The sequence below is a fragment of the Sphingobium sp. MP9-4 genome (genome assembly GCF_005281675.1).
Lineage (GTDB): Bacteria > Pseudomonadota > Alphaproteobacteria > Sphingomonadales > Sphingomonadaceae > Sphingobium > Sphingobium yanoikuyae.
Genome location: NZ_LUFI01000002.1, coordinates 107,529 through 124,044 on the forward strand (window position 1 = coordinate 107,529; position 16,516 = coordinate 124,044).

General features: G+C 66.1%; 15 protein-coding genes. 14 read left to right on the forward strand and 1 reads right to left on the reverse strand.

Annotation, left to right across the window (positions count from 1 at the left end):
- The first annotated feature begins 252 nt into the window (after positions 1–252).
- The 14 genes from A0U87_RS01435 to A0U87_RS01500 are packed head-to-tail and all read left to right on the forward strand — an operon-like array spanning position 253 to position 15,357.
- Positions 253–1,410, forward strand: a complete 1,158-nt coding sequence (locus A0U87_RS01435) for a hypothetical protein (RefSeq protein WP_137405187.1) — start codon at positions 253–255, stop codon at positions 1,408–1,410.
- 19 nt (positions 1,411–1,429) lie between these two features.
- Positions 1,430–2,269, forward strand: coding sequence for a polysaccharide biosynthesis/export family protein (locus A0U87_RS01440; RefSeq protein ID WP_048936562.1), 840 nt, complete (start codon positions 1,430–1,432; stop codon positions 2,267–2,269).
- 5 nt (positions 2,270–2,274) lie between these two features.
- The gene (locus A0U87_RS01445) at positions 2,275–3,687 is read left to right on the forward strand and encodes an ATP-binding protein (protein ID WP_137405193.1); all 1,413 of its coding nucleotides are present in this window, start codon (positions 2,275–2,277) and stop codon (positions 3,685–3,687) included.
- Positions 3,684–5,039, forward strand: coding sequence for a GNVR domain-containing protein (locus A0U87_RS01450; RefSeq protein WP_017499212.1), 1,356 nt, complete (start codon positions 3,684–3,686; stop codon positions 5,037–5,039). The genes A0U87_RS01445 and A0U87_RS01450 overlap by 4 nt, the downstream gene beginning before the upstream one ends.
- Positions 5,036–5,941, forward strand: coding sequence for a hypothetical protein (locus A0U87_RS01455; RefSeq protein WP_004212423.1), 906 nt, complete (start codon positions 5,036–5,038; stop codon positions 5,939–5,941). Before A0U87_RS01450 ends, A0U87_RS01455 begins: the two co-directional genes overlap by 4 nt.
- Positions 5,938–6,744: a WecB/TagA/CpsF family glycosyltransferase gene (locus A0U87_RS01460; protein ID WP_048936564.1), complete on the forward strand. Its 807-nt coding sequence runs from the start codon at positions 5,938–5,940 to the stop codon at positions 6,742–6,744. Before A0U87_RS01455 ends, A0U87_RS01460 begins: the two co-directional genes overlap by 4 nt.
- On the forward strand, positions 6,737–8,011 hold the full coding sequence (locus tag A0U87_RS01465; RefSeq protein ID WP_048936565.1) for a polysaccharide biosynthesis protein: 1,275 nt from the start codon (positions 6,737–6,739) through the stop codon (positions 8,009–8,011). The genes A0U87_RS01460 and A0U87_RS01465 overlap by 8 nt, the downstream gene beginning before the upstream one ends.
- Before the next feature lie 3 nt (positions 8,012–8,014).
- Entirely contained in the window at positions 8,015–9,397 is a 1,383-nt protein-coding gene (locus tag A0U87_RS01470; RefSeq protein WP_048936566.1) for an O-antigen ligase family protein, read from the forward strand.
- Positions 9,390–10,319, forward strand: a complete 930-nt coding sequence (locus tag A0U87_RS01475; RefSeq protein WP_048936567.1) for a glycosyltransferase — start codon at positions 9,390–9,392, stop codon at positions 10,317–10,319. The genes A0U87_RS01470 and A0U87_RS01475 overlap by 8 nt, the downstream gene beginning before the upstream one ends.
- Positions 10,316–11,257, forward strand: coding sequence for a glycosyltransferase family 2 protein (locus A0U87_RS01480; RefSeq protein WP_048936568.1), 942 nt, complete (start codon positions 10,316–10,318; stop codon positions 11,255–11,257). Before A0U87_RS01475 ends, A0U87_RS01480 begins: the two co-directional genes overlap by 4 nt.
- Entirely contained in the window at positions 11,257–12,222 is a 966-nt protein-coding gene (locus A0U87_RS01485; protein ID WP_004212417.1) for a glycosyltransferase family 2 protein, read from the forward strand. Before A0U87_RS01480 ends, A0U87_RS01485 begins: the two co-directional genes overlap by 1 nt.
- Positions 12,219–13,340: an endo-1,4-beta-xylanase gene (locus tag A0U87_RS01490; RefSeq protein WP_048936569.1), complete on the forward strand. Its 1,122-nt coding sequence runs from the start codon at positions 12,219–12,221 to the stop codon at positions 13,338–13,340. Before A0U87_RS01485 ends, A0U87_RS01490 begins: the two co-directional genes overlap by 4 nt.
- A complete protein-coding gene (locus tag A0U87_RS01495; RefSeq protein WP_048936570.1) occupies positions 13,337–14,422 on the forward strand; it encodes an acyltransferase in 1,086 nt (361 codons plus the stop codon). The genes A0U87_RS01490 and A0U87_RS01495 overlap by 4 nt, the downstream gene beginning before the upstream one ends.
- Complete coding sequence (locus A0U87_RS01500; protein WP_048936571.1) at positions 14,422–15,357, forward strand: glycosyltransferase; 936 nt, start codon at positions 14,422–14,424, stop codon at positions 15,355–15,357. The genes A0U87_RS01495 and A0U87_RS01500 overlap by 1 nt, the downstream gene beginning before the upstream one ends.
- On the opposite strand, the gene A0U87_RS01505 is transcribed toward A0U87_RS01500, so the two are convergent.
- Positions 15,342–16,487, reverse strand: coding sequence for a family 16 glycosylhydrolase (locus tag A0U87_RS01505; RefSeq protein ID WP_048936683.1), 1,146 nt, complete (start codon positions 16,485–16,487; stop codon positions 15,342–15,344). The two genes, A0U87_RS01500 and A0U87_RS01505, sit on opposite strands and share 16 nt — an antisense overlap.
- Positions 16,488–16,516: the final 29 nt, after the last annotated feature.

Genomic DNA, 16,516 nt, shown 5'->3' on the forward strand with positions numbered 1-16,516 from the left:
GTTTCCTTGCCCTCAGATTAACAGCCGGGATCGGCTGTTAACGGCTCCTTTCGTCGATGAAACGAGCCGTTGTTTTGGCGCGACAAGTCGCGTCCGGACCCGTGTGCATTACGTAAAAATACGATTAGCATGCCCCTTGTTGCTGCAATGCAATAAGGATTCATGCGTTTGGATAATGCCCATAACCCGTGTTTGCGGGCGCGCCCCTGTGCGCCCGCAGCAAATGATTTTGCATGGCCGCATGCGGCCGCCATGGCCGCTCTTGGCGGCGCAATGCTGTTCGCCGGCCTGCCCTCCACGGCGCAGGCTCAGGATGATGACAAGCGCATAGATACGCTCGGCCTGCACCTGACGGCTGGGCTCGATCTTCTCTATGACGACAATGTCTATCGCGTCGACGACCGGATCGAAGACCCCACCGGCGACCTGATCGTCACGCCCTCGATCGAGGCGACCTATGCCCATCCGATCGGGCGGCACGACATCCAGATCCGGGCCAAGGCCGGCTATGACCAGTTCGTATCGGAGACCCAGCGCAGCAAGCTGCGACTCGATGCAGAGGCCAGGGCGACGATTCGATTCGGAGCGACCTGCGGCATCACGCCGCGCGCCAGCTATCGCCAGCAGCGGGCCGATTATGGCGACATCAACGCCGCGACCGAAAATCTCCAGCGTTTCTCCACGCTGGGGGCCGACCTGTCGTGCGAACGGCCAGGCTTCTTCCCGGTCGCCGGCTACCAGCATGACACGACCCGCAACGCCGATGATTTCGACTATGCCGACCAGGACAGCGACAGCTTCAAGGTTGGCCTTGGCTATAACAAGCCCAGCTTCGGCACGCTCACCACTTATTATGAGCGCACGGTCAGCGACCGGCGCACGCTGGGCATCAAAAACCGCATCAACGCCTATGGCCTGCGCTTCCAGCGGTCGGTGACGCCGATCACCCAGATCGACGCCGACCTGCAATGGCTGGATGTCAGCAGCGATTCCGCCGCCGTCGGTAATTATAATGGCATGGGCTGGGATGTGCGGCTGTCGACCAGCATCATCCCGCGCGTGAAGCTGACCGCCTCCACCGCCCGCGACATCATGAACGACAGCCTGATCGCCAGCGGCTTCGCGATCCGGTCCAGCTATCGGATCGAAGGGGAGTTCGCGATCAGCGAACTGACCTCGGCCGGCCTTTATGCCGACTGGCAGAGGCGCAAGTTCCGGCAGGATGCGGCGCTGCGCCCCTTCTCGATCGAGGCGGACCGTAATCGCCAGTTCGGCGCGACGCTCAAGCGCAAGCTGACCGATCGCTTCGATCTCAGCCTCGACGCCCAGCATTACCGCCGTCGGACCGACACCGATGTCTCCAACTATAGCGGCACGCAGGTGACGCTCTCAGCCCTGCTGCGCTTTTGACCCGAAGGGAGCCTGACCCATGAGAATAGCGACACGCTTCCATATCCTTGCCGCCCTCCCCCTGCTGGCGGTGCCGACCGCATTGTCGGCGCAAACTCAGACGGCACAGGCGCCTGCGGCGGCTGCGGCGGTTGCCGCCACGCCAGCGCGGCCGGCGACGCCCGCGCCAGCTGGCTATCTGCTCGGCCCGGACGATCAGCTGAAGATCTCGATCTTCGGCCAGCCCGACCTGTCGACCGAAACCCGGATCAAGGCCGACGGCACGGTGCTGCTCGCGCTGGTCGGGCCGGTGGATGCGAAAGGCAAGACCACGTCCCAGCTCGCGTCCGACATCGCCGCCAGCTATGCCGGTGGCGGCTATCTGACCAAACCCTCGGTCAGTGTCGAAGTGAGCGACTATGTCAGCCGCTCGGTCACGGTGCTGGGCAATGTGCCCCAGGCCGGCAATTATCCGCTCGACCGCAACTATACCGTGGCGTCGATGCTGGCCAAGGCCGGCGGCGCGACGACGGCCGGCGCCAATGCCGTCATCCTGACCCCGGCCGATGGCAGCGGCGCCGTGCGCATCTCGCTCACCGACATGAGCGCCGGCGCCGGCCGGCCGCTCCAGGCCGGCGACATCCTGTTCGTGCCGCCGGCCGAGAAGGTCTATGTCTATGGCCAGGTCCAGCAACCCGGCGCCTTCTCCTATGTCGCGGGCCAGACCTTCCGCCAGGCGCTTGCCCTGGCCGGTGGTCCGACCCTGGCCGGTTCGACCCGCAGCATCAAGGTGAAGCGCGGCGGACAGGAGGTCCAGGCCAAGCTGGATGATCCGGTAAAGCCCGAAGACGTCCTCATCATCCGGGAGAAGCTGTTTTGACCGCGATGGAACATGATTTCGGCGCCCGCTCGGCGGGCACGCTCGACTGGCTCTGGTCCCTGCCGCGCCGACTGGCCGGCGGCTCCAGCCCCTCCGCCCGTGTCATCCCCGATCAGGCCCCGTTGCTGCTGGAGGAACCGGTCGCACCGAGCTTCCACCGGACGGCCGAGCCCGAACCGGTGCCCGACGACACCCCGCGACCGCTTTCGATGGGCGCGATGGCAACGCCGCTCAAGCCCATCAGCCTGCGCCGGGATTCGATCTACAGCGCCTTCAACACCGCCATGCCGGTGACCGACCGCCATGGCCTGGCCGGCCGCAACAATGAGCTGGAAAAGCTGGTCGAAGCGATCGTGGTCCAGCGCAAGCATGCGATCATCTTCGGCACGCGCGGATCGGGCAAGACCTCGCTTGCGCGCGTCTTCGGCGATCTGGCGGACGAGGCGGGCTGCGTTGCTCTCTATGGATCGGCGAGCGGCGAGGCCGATTTCGACTCGCTGTTCCGTCCCTTCCTCACCGAACTGCCGATGAGCGGCGCGGGTCAGGAACGGGCCCGCAAGCTCGCCACCGGTCCGCTGGACGTGAATGGCCTTGCGACCCTGCTGGTCGAGGAGGTGCGCCAGCGCTCCATCCTGATCCTCGACGAATATGACCGGGTCCGCTCCGACACCGCCAAGCAGGATGTCGCAACGCTGCTCAAGCTGCTGACCGATATCCATTCGCCGGTGCAGGTGGTGCTGGTCGGCATCGCCGGCGATGTCGACGGCCTGATCGCCGCCCATCCCTCGCTTCGCCGCCATATCGCGCCCCAGCGGGTCAGCCCGATCGCCCGCCCCGAACTGGAACTGCTGCTGGCAAGCTGCGGCGAGAAGGCCGGGCTGTCGATCACGCCCGAAGCCGTGGAGGCGCTGGCCGGCGCGGCAATGGGGTCGCCCTATCATGCCCGGCTGTTCGGCATGCAGGCGGCGCTTGTGACCGAGGCCGGCGGCCGCGAGCAGGTGACCGCCAGCGATGTCGAACAGGGGCTGGCCAGCGCGCTGGACGACTGGGCGGAAATGAGCAGCGCCAGCCATGGCCTGTTCACCCGCGCCCTGCGTGACAGCGCATCGGGGCGCCGGATGATCGCGCTGGCCGGCATCGTCGCATCGCAGATGTCGGCAACTTCGCTGGAGCGGCTGCTGCGCGTCGGCAGCGACATATTGGGCGAATATCCGGGCATGGAGGCCGATGCCAGCGATGCGCTGGCCCGGTTGCAGCCAGCCCTTACGCCCACGCCGGGCGGCGAATTGTGGATGTTTGAAGATACGCTGGCGCCGCAATTCCTGCTGCTGATGGCCAAGCAGCCCGCGCCGCGCACGGTCGCGCCGACGCCGGCCGAGGAAATGCGCGCCATGCTCCGAGGAGTGGACGGACTATGACGATGAACCCCCTGGACCTTGCCGCCGCCGTCAAGGCGCGCTGGCGGGTCGCCGCGATGATCGGCGGCGCCCTGTTCCTGCTGATCGCGGTCGCGGCCTTCATGCAGTCGCGCCAATATATGGCGACCACCTCGCTGATGCTGGACCTGTCGCAGACCGATCCGACCGACACGACCCAGAATCAGGGCCGGGTCGAGGTGGACTCGATCCTGGGCACCCAGACCGACATCATCCGCAGTGCCAAGGTGATCAACGCGGTCGCCAAGGAAGCGGGTTTCATCGACGCGCTGCCCGCGGACATGCCGGCCGATGCCCGCCTGCAACAGGCCGCCGCGCGCGTGCGGGCCGGGCTGCTGGTGACCACCGGCCGCCAGAGCAACGTGCTGCAGATTCAGTATCTCGATCCCGATCCGCAGGTCGCCGCCCGCGTCGCCAACCTCGCCGCGCAGATCTACATGCGCGAGCAGGTGGAACTGCGTGCCTCGCCGGCGCGCACCTCGGCCAAATGGTTCAACGAACAGACCGCCGACGTGCGCCGCCGCTATGAGGATGCGCAGAAGCGCCTGTCCGACTTCCAGCGCGCCCATGACATCATCGGCATCAACCGCATGGATCTTGAGGCCGAGAAGCTGAAGAACATGTCCTATCAGCTGACCCAAGCCCAGGCCGAAGCCGCCGCCGCGCGCGGCAAGGCCGGCGCCGGTTCGGTGTCCGACATCGAAGGATCGCTGATCGTCCAGAATTTGCAGGAACAGGTTGCTGCCCAGTCGGCCAAGGTGCAGGAACTGGGCAAGACGCTTGGTCCGAACCATCCGACCATGGCGGCCGCTTCGGCGCAATTGTCCGAACTCCAGACCAAGCTTGGCGCCGCCCGCGCCAGCCAGGCCGGTGCGGTCAGCGCCAACAGCGTCGCCGCCAGCCGCCGCGAGGGCGACCTCAAGTCGAACATGGCGTCGCAGGAAGACCGCATGATCCGCATGTCCGACGTGCAGGACCAGTTGATGGTCATGCAACGCGACGTCGATGCTGCCCGCCAGACCTATGACACGGTGCGCCAGCGCTTCAACGAAGCGGCGCTCAAGAGCCAGATCTCGCAACCCAATGCCAGCCTGCTCGACGAGGCGACCGTACCGCTGCTACCCGCCAAGCCCAACCTGCTGCTCTGGCTGGTGGGCGGCATCGCCCTTGGCCTGGTCGGCGGCATTGCGGCGGTCGTCCTGATCGAAATCGCCCAGCCCCGCGTCCGCTCCGCCGCCGGCGTGGCCCGCGCGACCGAGGTCGAAGTCATCACCGAATTGCTGCCTGCCCCCGCACGGGGCGGCTGGCTCCCCAAGCGACAGGAGGCCGCATGAGACTGCGTTCCACGGCTAGTGCCCATCCCCATCTGACCGCCGGCGCCACGACCGGCCTCAAGCCCCGCGCCCGCGACACCAAGGATTTCGCGCAGCTCGCGGTCGAACATGGCTTCCTCGCCGAAACCGACATCGGCCGGATCGAAGCCCATGGCCATGCCGCCGGCCAGCCCTTCCAGCAGGCCGCGATCGACCTTGGCCTGCTCGATCCCGAGACGGCGGGCATCATCCTCGCCATGCAGGGCGGCTTCCCGCTGCTGGCGGCCGGTGACCAGCGGGTCGATCCGCTGGTGGTCAGCGCCTTCGACCCGGCGGACGCCTATGCCGCCAAGGTCCGCACCATCCGCGCCAAGATGCGCGCGGCGGCAAAGGACAGCGACGGCGCAGCCCTGCGCCTTGCCATCCTGTCGATCGACGCGGGCGACGAGGCCGCGATCCTTGCCGCCAATCTGGCCGTCGTGATGGCGCAGATGGACGGGCAGACGATGCTGGTCGATGTCGATATCGACCGCCCCTCGCTCGATCGGCTGTTCCGCGTCGCCAACAAGGCGGGTCTGGCCGAACAATTGCTTGGCAGCGCCGCGCTGCTGCCTGCCGCGCGCACGGCGGTCGATGGCCTGTGGCTGATGACCGCCGGCCGGGCATCGGGCAGCGCATCCAGCCTGGTGACCAAGGGACCGCTGGCGGACACCGCCGCCGGCTGGGGCCTGCACGACACGTCGATGCTCTTTTACCTCGCCCAGCGGCGCGGCGAGCAGACGCCGTTCGGCTCTATCCTCGCGGGCTTTGATGCCGTCACTATCGTCGCCCGGCGCGGCGAGACCGCGATCGCCGACATGCGCCGCGTGATCGACGATCTGGACCGTCATAATATCAGCATCGCAGGGAGCGTGATCGCATGAGCCTGGAGCAGGCCATTCCCCGTCAGCCGCTGCAACAGCCCGTGTCCACACCTGAGGAGATCGCCCTGGTCGGCGGCATTCCGGTGTCGACCCTGTCGCTCGACGCGCTGATCGACCGGATGCTGGGCGAGGCGCCGCTGCGCCGCGCGCTCGACCAGCGTCCGCTGCTGATCTTCGACTGCAATGGTCAGGGCCTGTCGATGAACGCCACCGACAAGGGGTTTCGCGACAATCTGGCGCAGGCGGACCTGATCCATGCCGATGGCCAGATCGTCGTCGCCGCCTCGCGCTGGGTCGGCCAGCCGCCGATCGCCGATCGGTCGAGCACCACCGACATGTTCATCGACAGCCTGGTGCCCGCAGCCAAGGCGAGGGTCAGCTACTATCTGCTCGGCGGCGAGGAGAAGGTGAACGCCGCCTGCGCCGATCGGATCATCGAGATGGCACCCGGCCTCACCGTCGCGGGACGCCGCAACGGCTTCTGGAAGCCGGAGGAAGAAGATGCGGTGATCGACGCGATCAACGCGGCCGCGCCTGACGTCCTCTGGGTCGGCACCGGCAAGCCGCGCGAGCAGGCCTTTTGCGTGCGCAATCGCGATCGGATCAAGGCCGGCTGGATCGTCACCTGCGGCGGCCTGTTCAACTATATCACCGGCGATTATCCGCGCGCGCCGATGTGGATGCAGCGCAATGGCCTGGAATGGCTGCACCGCATGGGCACCCGGCCCAAGGAACTGGCCTGGCGCTACATCACCACCAATCCTCATGCCCTGTGGCTGATCTGGAAGCACCGCCATGGCTGAGGCGCAGGCGGCTTCCGGCCGTACCCAGCGCCTGGGCACCATATTCGGCCGCTTCGGCCTCGCCAGCTTCTCCTCGGCGATCGTCTCGGTCAGCCATCTGCTGGTCCAGCTCTTCTCGATCCACCATCTCGCTACCACCGGCATCGGCGTGCTCGCCTTCCTGCTGGTCATCATCCAGTTCGGCTACAGCCTGTCCAACGCGCTGGTGTCGACGCCCTATACGATCGCCGTCAATCAGGGCGAGGATGTCGATCGCGCGGCGCATGGCTTCTTCTTCCCGGTCAACCTGCTGCTCTCGCTCAGCCAGGGGCTGATCTGCGCCGCCATCGCCTGGACCACCGCCTCGCCACAGGCCGCGCTGGTCTTCGGCCTGGCGGGCACATTGTCGCTGGTCCGCTGGTTCGGCCGGTCCAACGCCTATGCCCATCATGCGCCGATGCAGGCGGCCCGATCCGACATCGCCTATGCCGCGACCATCCTCATCGGCCTGCTGGTCGCGATGCGCACCGGCGCGGACCTGACCGGCATCGGCACCATGCTGGTCGCCGCCAGCCTCGCTGGCCTGCTGCCCTTCGGCAGTCCCTATCTGCGCCGCCATGTCGCCATGTCGCCGCTGGCCGCCCTGCGCGCCTACCGCCCGGTGTGGAAGGAACAGTCGGCCTGGACGCTGGTCGGCGTGCTGTCGACCGAGGCGACGTCGAACGCCCACAGCTATGCCGTGACCCTGCTCGCGGGGCCGACCGCCTTCGCGCCGATCGCCGTCGGCATGCTGTTCTTCCGCCCGGTCAATGTCTGCATCACCGCCCTCACCCAGCTGGAACGCCCGCGCATGACCCGCGCGGTGGCACGCGGCGATCATCAGGCCGCGATCCAGTCGGAACGCATCTTCATGGGCGCCCTTGTCTTCCTGTGGCTCGGCACCTGCGTCGTCGCGGCCGGCGCGCTTTATTTCTTCCCCGGCCTGATCCTCAAGCCCACGCTCGACCATCAGCTGGTGATCACTGCCGTGGCGCTCTGCGCGCTGCTCTCGCTGGTCCAGTGCGTGCAGACGCCGATGAGCGTCATGACCCAGGCCCGCAAGGCGTTCCGTCCGCTCGCAGCCCAGAGCCTGCGCAGCTGCGGCGTCGGCATTGCCGCCGTCACCTTGCTGACCCTGCTGGTCGCGCCCGTCTTCTCGATCGCCGGCGTCGTGCTGTCGCAACTCGTCATGATGCTCGGCATCTGGCAGCTGGACCGCAGCTGGCGCCGCAACCAGGCGGAGGGTTGAGCGATGGCAAGCACCCCCTGGCATCGTGACATTCCCGCCCCGGTCCTGACCCGGCCGGGCGTCGCCGCCATCAAGAAGACCGAAAGCGCCCGGCTGATCCTGGTCGCCCAAATCTTCTATTTCACCTTCCTGATGCTGGTCTTCATCGGCCAGCAGCCCTTCGCCTCGCGCACCCAGGATGAACTTGTGGCCATGGCACAGGAAAATAACGGATCGGACCTGTTCAAGCAGGCGCTGTTCATCGGTTTTGCCATGCTGCTGACCGGCGTGCAGCTGATCCGCCGCTATCCGCCACGCTATCGCTTCACGCTCTGGCCGCTGGCCATCATGCTTGCCTGGTTCTTCATCACCTGCAGCTGGGGCGTCGATCCGTTCGTATCGTTCAAGCGGGCGATGCAGCAGCTGATCGTGATCTATATCACCTTCAGCGCGCTCAGCCTGATCGGTCCTGAAAGATTGCTCCAGGCGCTGCGCTATGCCCTGATCCTGTCCCTCATCATCTGCTGGGTCTCGCTGCCCCTGACCTCGGCGGCGGTCCATCCGCCGACCGAGAGCGACAAGGCGCTGATCGGCGCCTGGCGCGGCTTCTTCTTCCACAAGAATATTGCCGGCGCGGTCATGGCGCTCACCTTCATGGTTGCGGCCAATGCCTGGGTCGATACCAAGAAATGGTATTATGCCCTCTTCTCGGTGATGGCCTTCGTCTTCGTGATCGGCACCAAGAGCAAGACCTCGCTCGCCCTGTCCTTCGCCATCCTGGGCGTCTGCGCCGTCTATCGGGCACTGAGCGATTCCACCCAGAAACGGGCCGTGCTGCTGATCATGGTCGCGCTCGGCATGGTCGGGGTGCTGTGGCTCTATGTCGCTTTCCAGCCGGTGGTGGAGCGGATCTTCGCCGACCCCACCTCCTTCACTGGCCGCGTGTCCATCTGGGAAGTCGATCTGGCCTATCTCAAGGATCATCCCTTCCTGGGTGCGGGTTTCGGCGGCTTCTGGCAGGTCGGCGATCGCAGCCCCTCGCTCGATTATCTCAACCAGGCGTTCCAGACGCTGACCGCCCATTCGCACAATGGCTATCTGGAAATCCTGGTGACGACCGGACCGCTCGGCCTCATCATGCTGCTGCTGACCTTCCTGGCGCTGCCCGCCATCTGGTTCCTGACCGGGGCGACGCCGCAGAACCGGCCGATCATGGTGCCCTGCTTCGCGATCTGGGTCTTCGTCCTTTACCAGAATCTGCTGGAAACCTCGTTCTTCGACAAGGATCGGCAGGTCTGGGTGATCTTCCTGGCGGCCATCGCCGCTGCCCACGCCACCTACAAGGCGCGCCCGCTTCCGCAGTGGCGCCGCCGCTTTCTCGCCCGCCCGGAGGCTACCCATGGCTAATGTCGTCATCTGCATCGCGACCTGCAATCGCCCTCAGGGGTTGCGGCGCACGCTTGCCTCGCTCGCCGCGCTGGAAACCCGGCACCGAATCGATGTGCTGGTCGCCGACAATGACGCCAGGGAGCAGCAGGGGCTGGCCGTGGTGGAGGCGCTGGCGACATCGGGCTATCGCTGGCCGATCGAGGCGCTGCTGGTGCGGGAACGCGGTATCCCCCTGGTCCGCAACGCCTTGGTCGAGGCGGCTCTCGCCCGTCCCGGTGTCACCCATGTGGCGATGATGGACGATGACGAGGCGGCATGCCCTGGCTGGATCGACGCGCTGGTGACGGCGGCCGATCGCTGGGACGCCGATGTCGTCGGCGGCGCGGTGCTGCGCGAGATGGACAGCCCGCTGCCCGCCTGGGCCTCGCGTCATCCGCTGCTCCAGCCCAAGCGCCGCGACAAGTCCGGCCCGGTCTCGCTGGTCGACAGCACCGCCAATGTGCTGATGTCCGCCAACGCATTGCGTCGCATCGGCGCCCGTCCGTTCGACGAGCGCATGGCGCTCACCGGCGGGTCGGACAAGCAGCTCTTCACCCGAATGCAGCGCGCCGGCTTCCGCTTCGCCTGGTCGGAGGAAGCGCTGGTCACCGAACTCATCCCGGCCAGCCGCGTCACCGCCAAATGGCTGCTGATGCGCGGTTATCGCGTCGGCATGACCGACATGATCGTCGCCCGCACCCATGGCGGCGCCCTTCGTGCAGCGCTCAGCGAAAGCCCCCGCATCGCGGTCGGCTTCCTGGTCGGCGCGGTCGGCCCCCTCACCACATTGGACCGCGGCAAGCGGGTGGAGCGCCTCGGCAAGCTCTATCGCGCCGCGGGCAAGATCGCCGGCCTCACCGGCGTCCATTATGAAGAATATCGAAAGGTCCATGGCGCATGACCAACATCCCCTTCTTCTCCGTCGTCATCCCGCTCTACAACCGCGCCGACGTGGTCACCGACACGATCCGATCGGTGCTGGCACAGGACTGGACCGATTTCGAGATCGTGGTCGTCGATGACGGCTCGCATGACAATCCCCGCCCGGTGATCGAGGCGATCGGCGACCCGCGCCTGCGTTACATCCGGCAGGACAATGCCGGCGGTGGCGCGGCGCGCAATCGGGGCATCCTCGCCGCCGAGGGGCGCTACATCGCCTTCCTCGATTCCGACGACCTGTTCCTGCCCGGCAAGCTGTCGACCATGGCGGAAGCGCTGGCGGGCGACGGCGGCCGCACGGTTCTCTATTCGCGGATGAAAGTCGATCGAGGCGTCGATCGCTACTGGATCCGCCCCGACCGCGGCATTCGAGAAGACGAGGATGTCGGCGAATATCTCTTCTGCGCCAACCAGTTCATGCAGACCTCGACGATGGTCGTGCCGACCCGCATGGCCCAGCAGGTGCTGTTCGACCCCGCGCTCAAGAAGGGGCAGGATCTCGACTTCTGCGTCCGACTTCAGGGCGCCGGTGCGCGCTTCCGGATGATCGAGCGCCCGCTCACCATCTGGCTGGACGCGACCGAGGTCGGCCGCACCTCCTATGTGCGCGGCTATGAAACCTCGCTCGACTGGCTCGATCGCTGCGGCCATATGCTGACCAACCGGGCGCGGCGTGGCTATCGCGCCACCGTGCTCGCCTATCATATGGCGCCGATCCGCCCGGTCGCGGCGATCCGCGACCTTGCCATCGGCCTGACCGCCGGCGGCGTGCCGCCACGGGTGATCGCGCGCCAGCTGCTGCGCTCCTACATGCCCAAGTCGCTCTATCGTTCGCTCGTCAACGGCTTCGTCCTGCGCTTCGGCAAGGCCGATGCCCTCAGTAGCGGCGCCCGTTCGTGATGGCGGCCTGGCAACCTCCGTCCGCGCTGCAGGAACAGGCGGCCTCGCCGCTCTTTTCCGTGGTCATCCCGACCTATCAGCGCCGCGACAAGGTGGTCGACGCGGTCCTGTCCGCTCTCGACCAGACAATCGCGCTTATCGAGGTGATCGTCGTGATCGACGGATCGACCGACGACACCGAACAGGTACTGGCCGGGATCGCAGACCCGCGCCTGCGCGTCATCGTCCAGCCCAATCGCGGCGCATCCGCGGCGCGCAACACCGGGATCGCGCAGGCCCGCGGACGCTATATCGCCTTCCTCGACTGCGACGACCGTTTCCTGCCCCATCATCTCGCCGACCTGCTGCCCCTGCTGCAACAGGACGAAAATGTGGTCGCCTATGGCCAGGTGCTGGTCGATCGCGGCCAGGGCCGCAATTTCCTCAAGCCCCCGCGCGCGATCGCGACCGGCGAGACGATCGACCGCTATCTCATGTGCGATCGGGGTTTCATCCAGACCAGCAGCCTGGCGCTCAGTCGCGGCCTCGCCAACAAGGTCCGCTATCGCGAGGATGTGAAGTTCGGCGACGATACCGACTTTGCCGTTCGCCTGGCGCTGGCCGGCGGCCAGTTCCAGATGACCGCGCGGCCCGGCACGATCTGGGCCGACCGCGATGCCGAACATCGACTGTCGGCGGTGCGCGGCAGCGTCGGCAGCCTGATCTGGCTGCGCGACCTGCGCCCGCATATCTCGGCCCGTGCCTTTTCCGCCTATATGGGCTGGCATGCGGCCAAGAGCATCTGGCCGACCAGCCGGTTTCAGGCGATGCGCTATTATGTCGGCGCGGTGCTGCGTGGCGCCTTCGGCCCGCGGCTGGCCGCCACCGTGCTGATGCAGATCATCCTGCCCGACCCGGTCTATCGCCGGATTTCCGACCGATGGATCGACATGGCCCAGATGGTGGGCGGGAGGCCGCGCCTGTGAAGCGTCGCGAATTTCTGGCCGGCGGCATGGCGCTGGCGGCGACGCTGCCCGTCGGCGTTGCGGCAGCCGCCATGCCGCCCGGCCTCGCCACCCATGCCCGCGCCAAGGGCCGTTATTTCGGCGCGGCGGTCAAGTCGCGCCAGTTGCGCGAGGATGCCGGCTTCACCCAGGCGGTAGCGCAAGAATGCAATATCCTGGTGCAGGAATATGAGCTGAAGCGCGGCACGACCGAGCCCAAGCCGGGCCAATATGATTTCAGCGGTGCCGACCAGATCATCGATTTCGCCCAGAAGCATGACATGCGCGCGCGCGGTCATGCCCTGGTCTGGTATGCCGCCCAGCCCAAATGGCTGGAACCCGCACTGCAAGCCGCCAGCGATCGCGGCCGCCGGAAACTGATGACCAGCTATATCACCACGGCCATGCCCCGCTATGCCGGCCGCATCCAGGAATGGGACGTGGTGAACGAGGCGCTGGAGCCCAATGACGGCCGCGCCGACGGGATGCGCGCCGACAGCATGTGGATGCAGGCGCTGGGCGAACATTATATCGACATCGCCTTCCACACCGCGCGCGAGACCGATCCCAAGGCGACCCTGTTCCTGACCGATTATGGCATCGAACATGACTCGCCCCGCTGCGAACGGCGCCGGACCGCGATGCTGAAGCTGCTTGACCGGTTGAAGGCCCGCGACGTGCCAATCGACGCGATCGGCATCCAGGGTCATCTCAAACCCTATAAGGAAGGGTTCAACGAGCGCCGCTTCGCCGATTTCCTCGACCAGTTGCGCGGCTATGGCCTGAAGCTGGAGATTACCGAGTTCGACATTGCCGACATTGGCGGACCGCCCAACCCGGCCAAGCGTGACAGCGAAGTTGCCAGTGTCGGCCGGGCCTTCATCGATGTCGCGCTGGACAATCCGGCGATGCAGGCCGTGCTCTGCTGGGGTCTGTCGGACCGCTATTCCTGGCTGTCCAACTACAAGGATTATAAATGGCCCGACGGCCAGCTGTCGCGCGGATTGCCGCTGGACGGTTCCCTGCGCCGCAAGCCGCTGTGGGACGCCATCGCCGCCGCCTTCGACGACGCGCCGCCGGCCGGGAGACATGCCGCATGAGAATTTCCTCGCTCACGGGCCTGCGCGGTATCGCCGCCGTTTCGGTCCTGCTCTACCATATTCCCCATGCGCCGGCCTTTCAGGCCTTCGCGATCCCGCTTTTCTCGCGCGCCTATCTGGCGGTCGATCTTTTCTTCATTCTCAGCGGCTTCGTCATTTCCTACGGCTATTATGACCGGCTGATGCACAATCTGGGGCGGTCCAGTTACATGGACTTCCTGATCAACCGCACCGCCCGCGTCTGGCCGTTGCACCTGATCGTCACCCTGGTCTTCATGGCCCGCATCCTGGTCAATGTATCGGGGACGCAGGCGATCCCGCTCGACCTGCCGAACATCCTCACCAACCTGCTGATGATCCAGAGCTGGGGCTGGGGCACGCAGCCGATTGCCGGCAATAGCTGGTCGGTCAGCACGGAGGTCGCCGCCTATCTCCTCTACCCGCTGATCGCGATCATGGCCTTTTCCCGCTGGGCCTGGGCGCAACTCGCGCTGTGCGTCGGCATCCTGGTGCTGGTCGCCAGTTCCGGCCGAGGCGCCAGTGGCCCCATGGATGTCAACGATTATGACACAGTGCTGACGCTGCTGCGCTGCCTTGCCGGCTTTGCGCTGGGCGTCCTGACCTATCGCATCCGCGACATGGCGCTGACCCGCAGCCTGCTTGCCGGCCCCGGCCGATTCGCCGCCATATGTGTCATCATCGCTGTCGCCTTGATGCTGCCCCGAGCCGCCGACGTGCTGGTCGTGTGCCTGATGCCGGCGCTGGTCCTCACCTGCTATTATGATGGCGCCGCCGCCCGCGCGGTGATGGCCAACCCGGTCAGCTATCATCTGGGCCTGATCAGCTACTCCATCTATCTGTGGCATCCGCTGGTCCGCGACATCATGGCCCGCGTCATGGGGATCGCCCATCGCCATGGCTTTGTCGGCCATGACTGGATCTTCATCGCCGCCATGCTGGTCGCTACCTGGTTGCTCTGCTGGGCCAGCTATCGCCTGATCGAACTGCCGGGCCACAAGATCATCAAATGGCTGCAACGCGGCGGGCGTGCCCGCCCGGCCCCGGTCAAGGTTGCTGCCTGATGCCCCCCGCCCCGACCATCTGGATCGCGATCCCGACCTTCCGCCGGCCGGGGCAGTTGCGCCACCTGCTCGAAAGCCTAGCCGCCGTCGTGCCGCATGACGATGTCCAGTTGCTGGTCGCCGACAACGACCCCGTCGGGCAGGAAGGCGCGCTGGTCGCGCACGAGATGCAGGATGACCCCGATTATCCTTTGCCGATCCATATCCTGCATGTGCCAGAGCCAGGCCTTTGCTCGGTCCGCAACGCGATCGTCGCCACCGCGCTCGCGGCTCCGGCTATGCAGTATCTGGCGATGATCGATGATGACGAATGGCCACAGCCCGGTTGGCTTGACGCACTCCTTGCGGCCCGAGAAATGTGTGGCGCCGATGTGGTTGGCGGCCCCGTCGACGCCCATTTCCTGCGTCCCCCGCCACACTGGGCACGCGAAGCGCTGGTATTCCGGGCCGAGGATCGGCCCTCGGGCGCCACCGACATGCTTTGGGCCAGCAACAATCTGCTGCTCAGCCGCGCGGCGCTGGAGCAGCTGCCCGCCCCCTGGTTCGATCCGCGTTTCAACCTTAGCGGCGGCGAGGATCTGGATTATCTGACGCGCCTGCGCGATGCCGGCATCGGTTTCGGCTGGGCCGCAGATGCGCGCGTCAGCGAATGGGTGCCGCCCGAACGGGTCCGGCTCGGCTGGATACTGTCCCGCATGTGGCGGATCGGCTTTACCGAGACGCTGACCCGCCGGAAGCATCGGCCCGGCATCGTCGGCACCCTCACCCTGTTCGGGCGGACGTTGGCGGTGTTCGCGATGCGCACCGCCGGCCTCCTCGCCATGTTACTGCCCGGCGCGCGACGGGTCGACATCGCCGGGCAGTGGATCAAATGCTGGGGCCGCCTCTATGCCCTGACGGGCCGGGGCAGCCGGGCTTATTATGGCGCCGAATAGACCTTGAAGCTGCGGATGGTCATGTCGCCGCTGCCATCGTCATAGGCACCCGTCGTCTTCACCGCGACATTCATCAGCGGATAGAAGCGGAAGCCCTTGAACGGGTTGACCGACTGGTAGGTTTCCTTGCCGTCGACGAACCAGGTGATGTAGTCACGCTGGATATCGACCGCGAACTTGTGGAAATCCTGCGAATAGCCCGACAGGCCATAGGCCTGTTCGGTCTGGATGACGATGCCACGCTGGTCATAGCGGGTGCTGTTGGCGCCGACATGGATCGTCTGGCCGACATGGCGATCGAAATCCCAATAGCTCTGATAGCCAAAGCCTTCATAGACATCGATTTCCGGCGGCCAGCCGCTGGTCGAGATCAGCCAGAAAGCGGGCCAGGAACCGCGCCGGTTGGGCATCTTCGCTTCCCACTCATATTGGCCATAGCCGATCTGCGAGGCGAGGAAATTTCGGCCATCCAGAATCGACGCGCCATAATTATAGGTCACGCCCTGATAGCTGATCGGCGTCTTGAGCACCTGGCTGTGCAGCACCAGGCCCTTGTTGCTCCAGTAGACCGGCCCTTCGATCCCCGGATAGGTGGTGGTGTCGACATAGAGGCCGGTCTCGCCATTGCCGGTCTGCGCCCGGCCATGCGACAGGGTCGTGGCCCAGCGGTCCCAGCCGCCATCGACCGACCGCTTGTGCGTGTCCTTGAGCAGTTCGAACTGCAGCGTGCCCGAGGCCGCGAAGGTCCGCGCTTCGCGGAAGGTGCCGCTCGCCTTCTCGGTCGCCGCGACATAGGCCTTGGCCGTGACGGTTGCCGTCGACTGCCCCTGCAATGCGCCCCAGGGCGCCTCACGCAGCTTCACGCTGAACTGCTGGCCTTCGGTCGCGCTGATAACCGGCACTTCCACCGTCTGTTCCAGCGGGTCGCCCGGCCGGAAGATGACGACGGTATCGACCGTCCTGTAGTTGGTGCCGGACGTGGCCTTCAGCGTGCCGGTGCCGTTCACCGTGGTGATCCGCGCGATCACCGTGTTGGGCGTCGCCCGATCGAGATAGACCGGGACATAGGCGGTGCTGCTGCCCGGCTTGTAGGTGGCGTTGCCGATCCAGAGCGTCGCCTTGCCCGGCAACACCGTGCCGTTGGCGAAGTCGAAGTCGG

Excerpts from the sequence above, each read along its gene's own strand:
- A0U87_RS01485 (WP_004212417.1), top strand. The coding sequence starts at position 11,257 with ATGGCGGCCTGGCAACCTCCGTCCGCGCTGCAGGAACAGGCGGCCTCG.
- A0U87_RS01455 (WP_004212423.1), top strand. The coding sequence starts at position 5,036 with ATGAGACTGCGTTCCACGGCTAGTGCCCATCCCCATCTGACCGCCGGC.
- A0U87_RS01465 (WP_048936565.1), top strand. The coding sequence starts at position 6,737 with ATGGCTGAGGCGCAGGCGGCTTCCGGCCGTACCCAGCGCCTGGGCACC.
- A0U87_RS01495 (WP_048936570.1), top strand. The coding sequence starts at position 13,337 with ATGAGAATTTCCTCGCTCACGGGCCTGCGCGGTATCGCCGCCGTTTCG.
- A0U87_RS01460 (WP_048936564.1), top strand. The coding sequence starts at position 5,938 with ATGAGCCTGGAGCAGGCCATTCCCCGTCAGCCGCTGCAACAGCCCGTG.
- A0U87_RS01445 (WP_137405193.1), top strand. The coding sequence starts at position 2,275 with ATGGAACATGATTTCGGCGCCCGCTCGGCGGGCACGCTCGACTGGCTC.
- A0U87_RS01470 (WP_048936566.1), top strand. The coding sequence starts at position 8,015 with ATGGCAAGCACCCCCTGGCATCGTGACATTCCCGCCCCGGTCCTGACC.
- A0U87_RS01475 (WP_048936567.1), top strand. The coding sequence starts at position 9,390 with ATGGCTAATGTCGTCATCTGCATCGCGACCTGCAATCGCCCTCAGGGG.
- A0U87_RS01500 (WP_048936571.1), top strand. The coding sequence starts at position 14,422 with ATGCCCCCCGCCCCGACCATCTGGATCGCGATCCCGACCTTCCGCCGG.
- A0U87_RS01480 (WP_048936568.1), top strand. The coding sequence starts at position 10,316 with ATGACCAACATCCCCTTCTTCTCCGTCGTCATCCCGCTCTACAACCGC.
- A0U87_RS01435 (WP_137405187.1), top strand. The coding sequence starts at position 253 with ATGGCCGCTCTTGGCGGCGCAATGCTGTTCGCCGGCCTGCCCTCCACG.
- A0U87_RS01450 (WP_017499212.1), top strand. The coding sequence starts at position 3,684 with ATGACGATGAACCCCCTGGACCTTGCCGCCGCCGTCAAGGCGCGCTGG.
- A0U87_RS01440 (WP_048936562.1), top strand. The coding sequence starts at position 1,430 with ATGAGAATAGCGACACGCTTCCATATCCTTGCCGCCCTCCCCCTGCTG.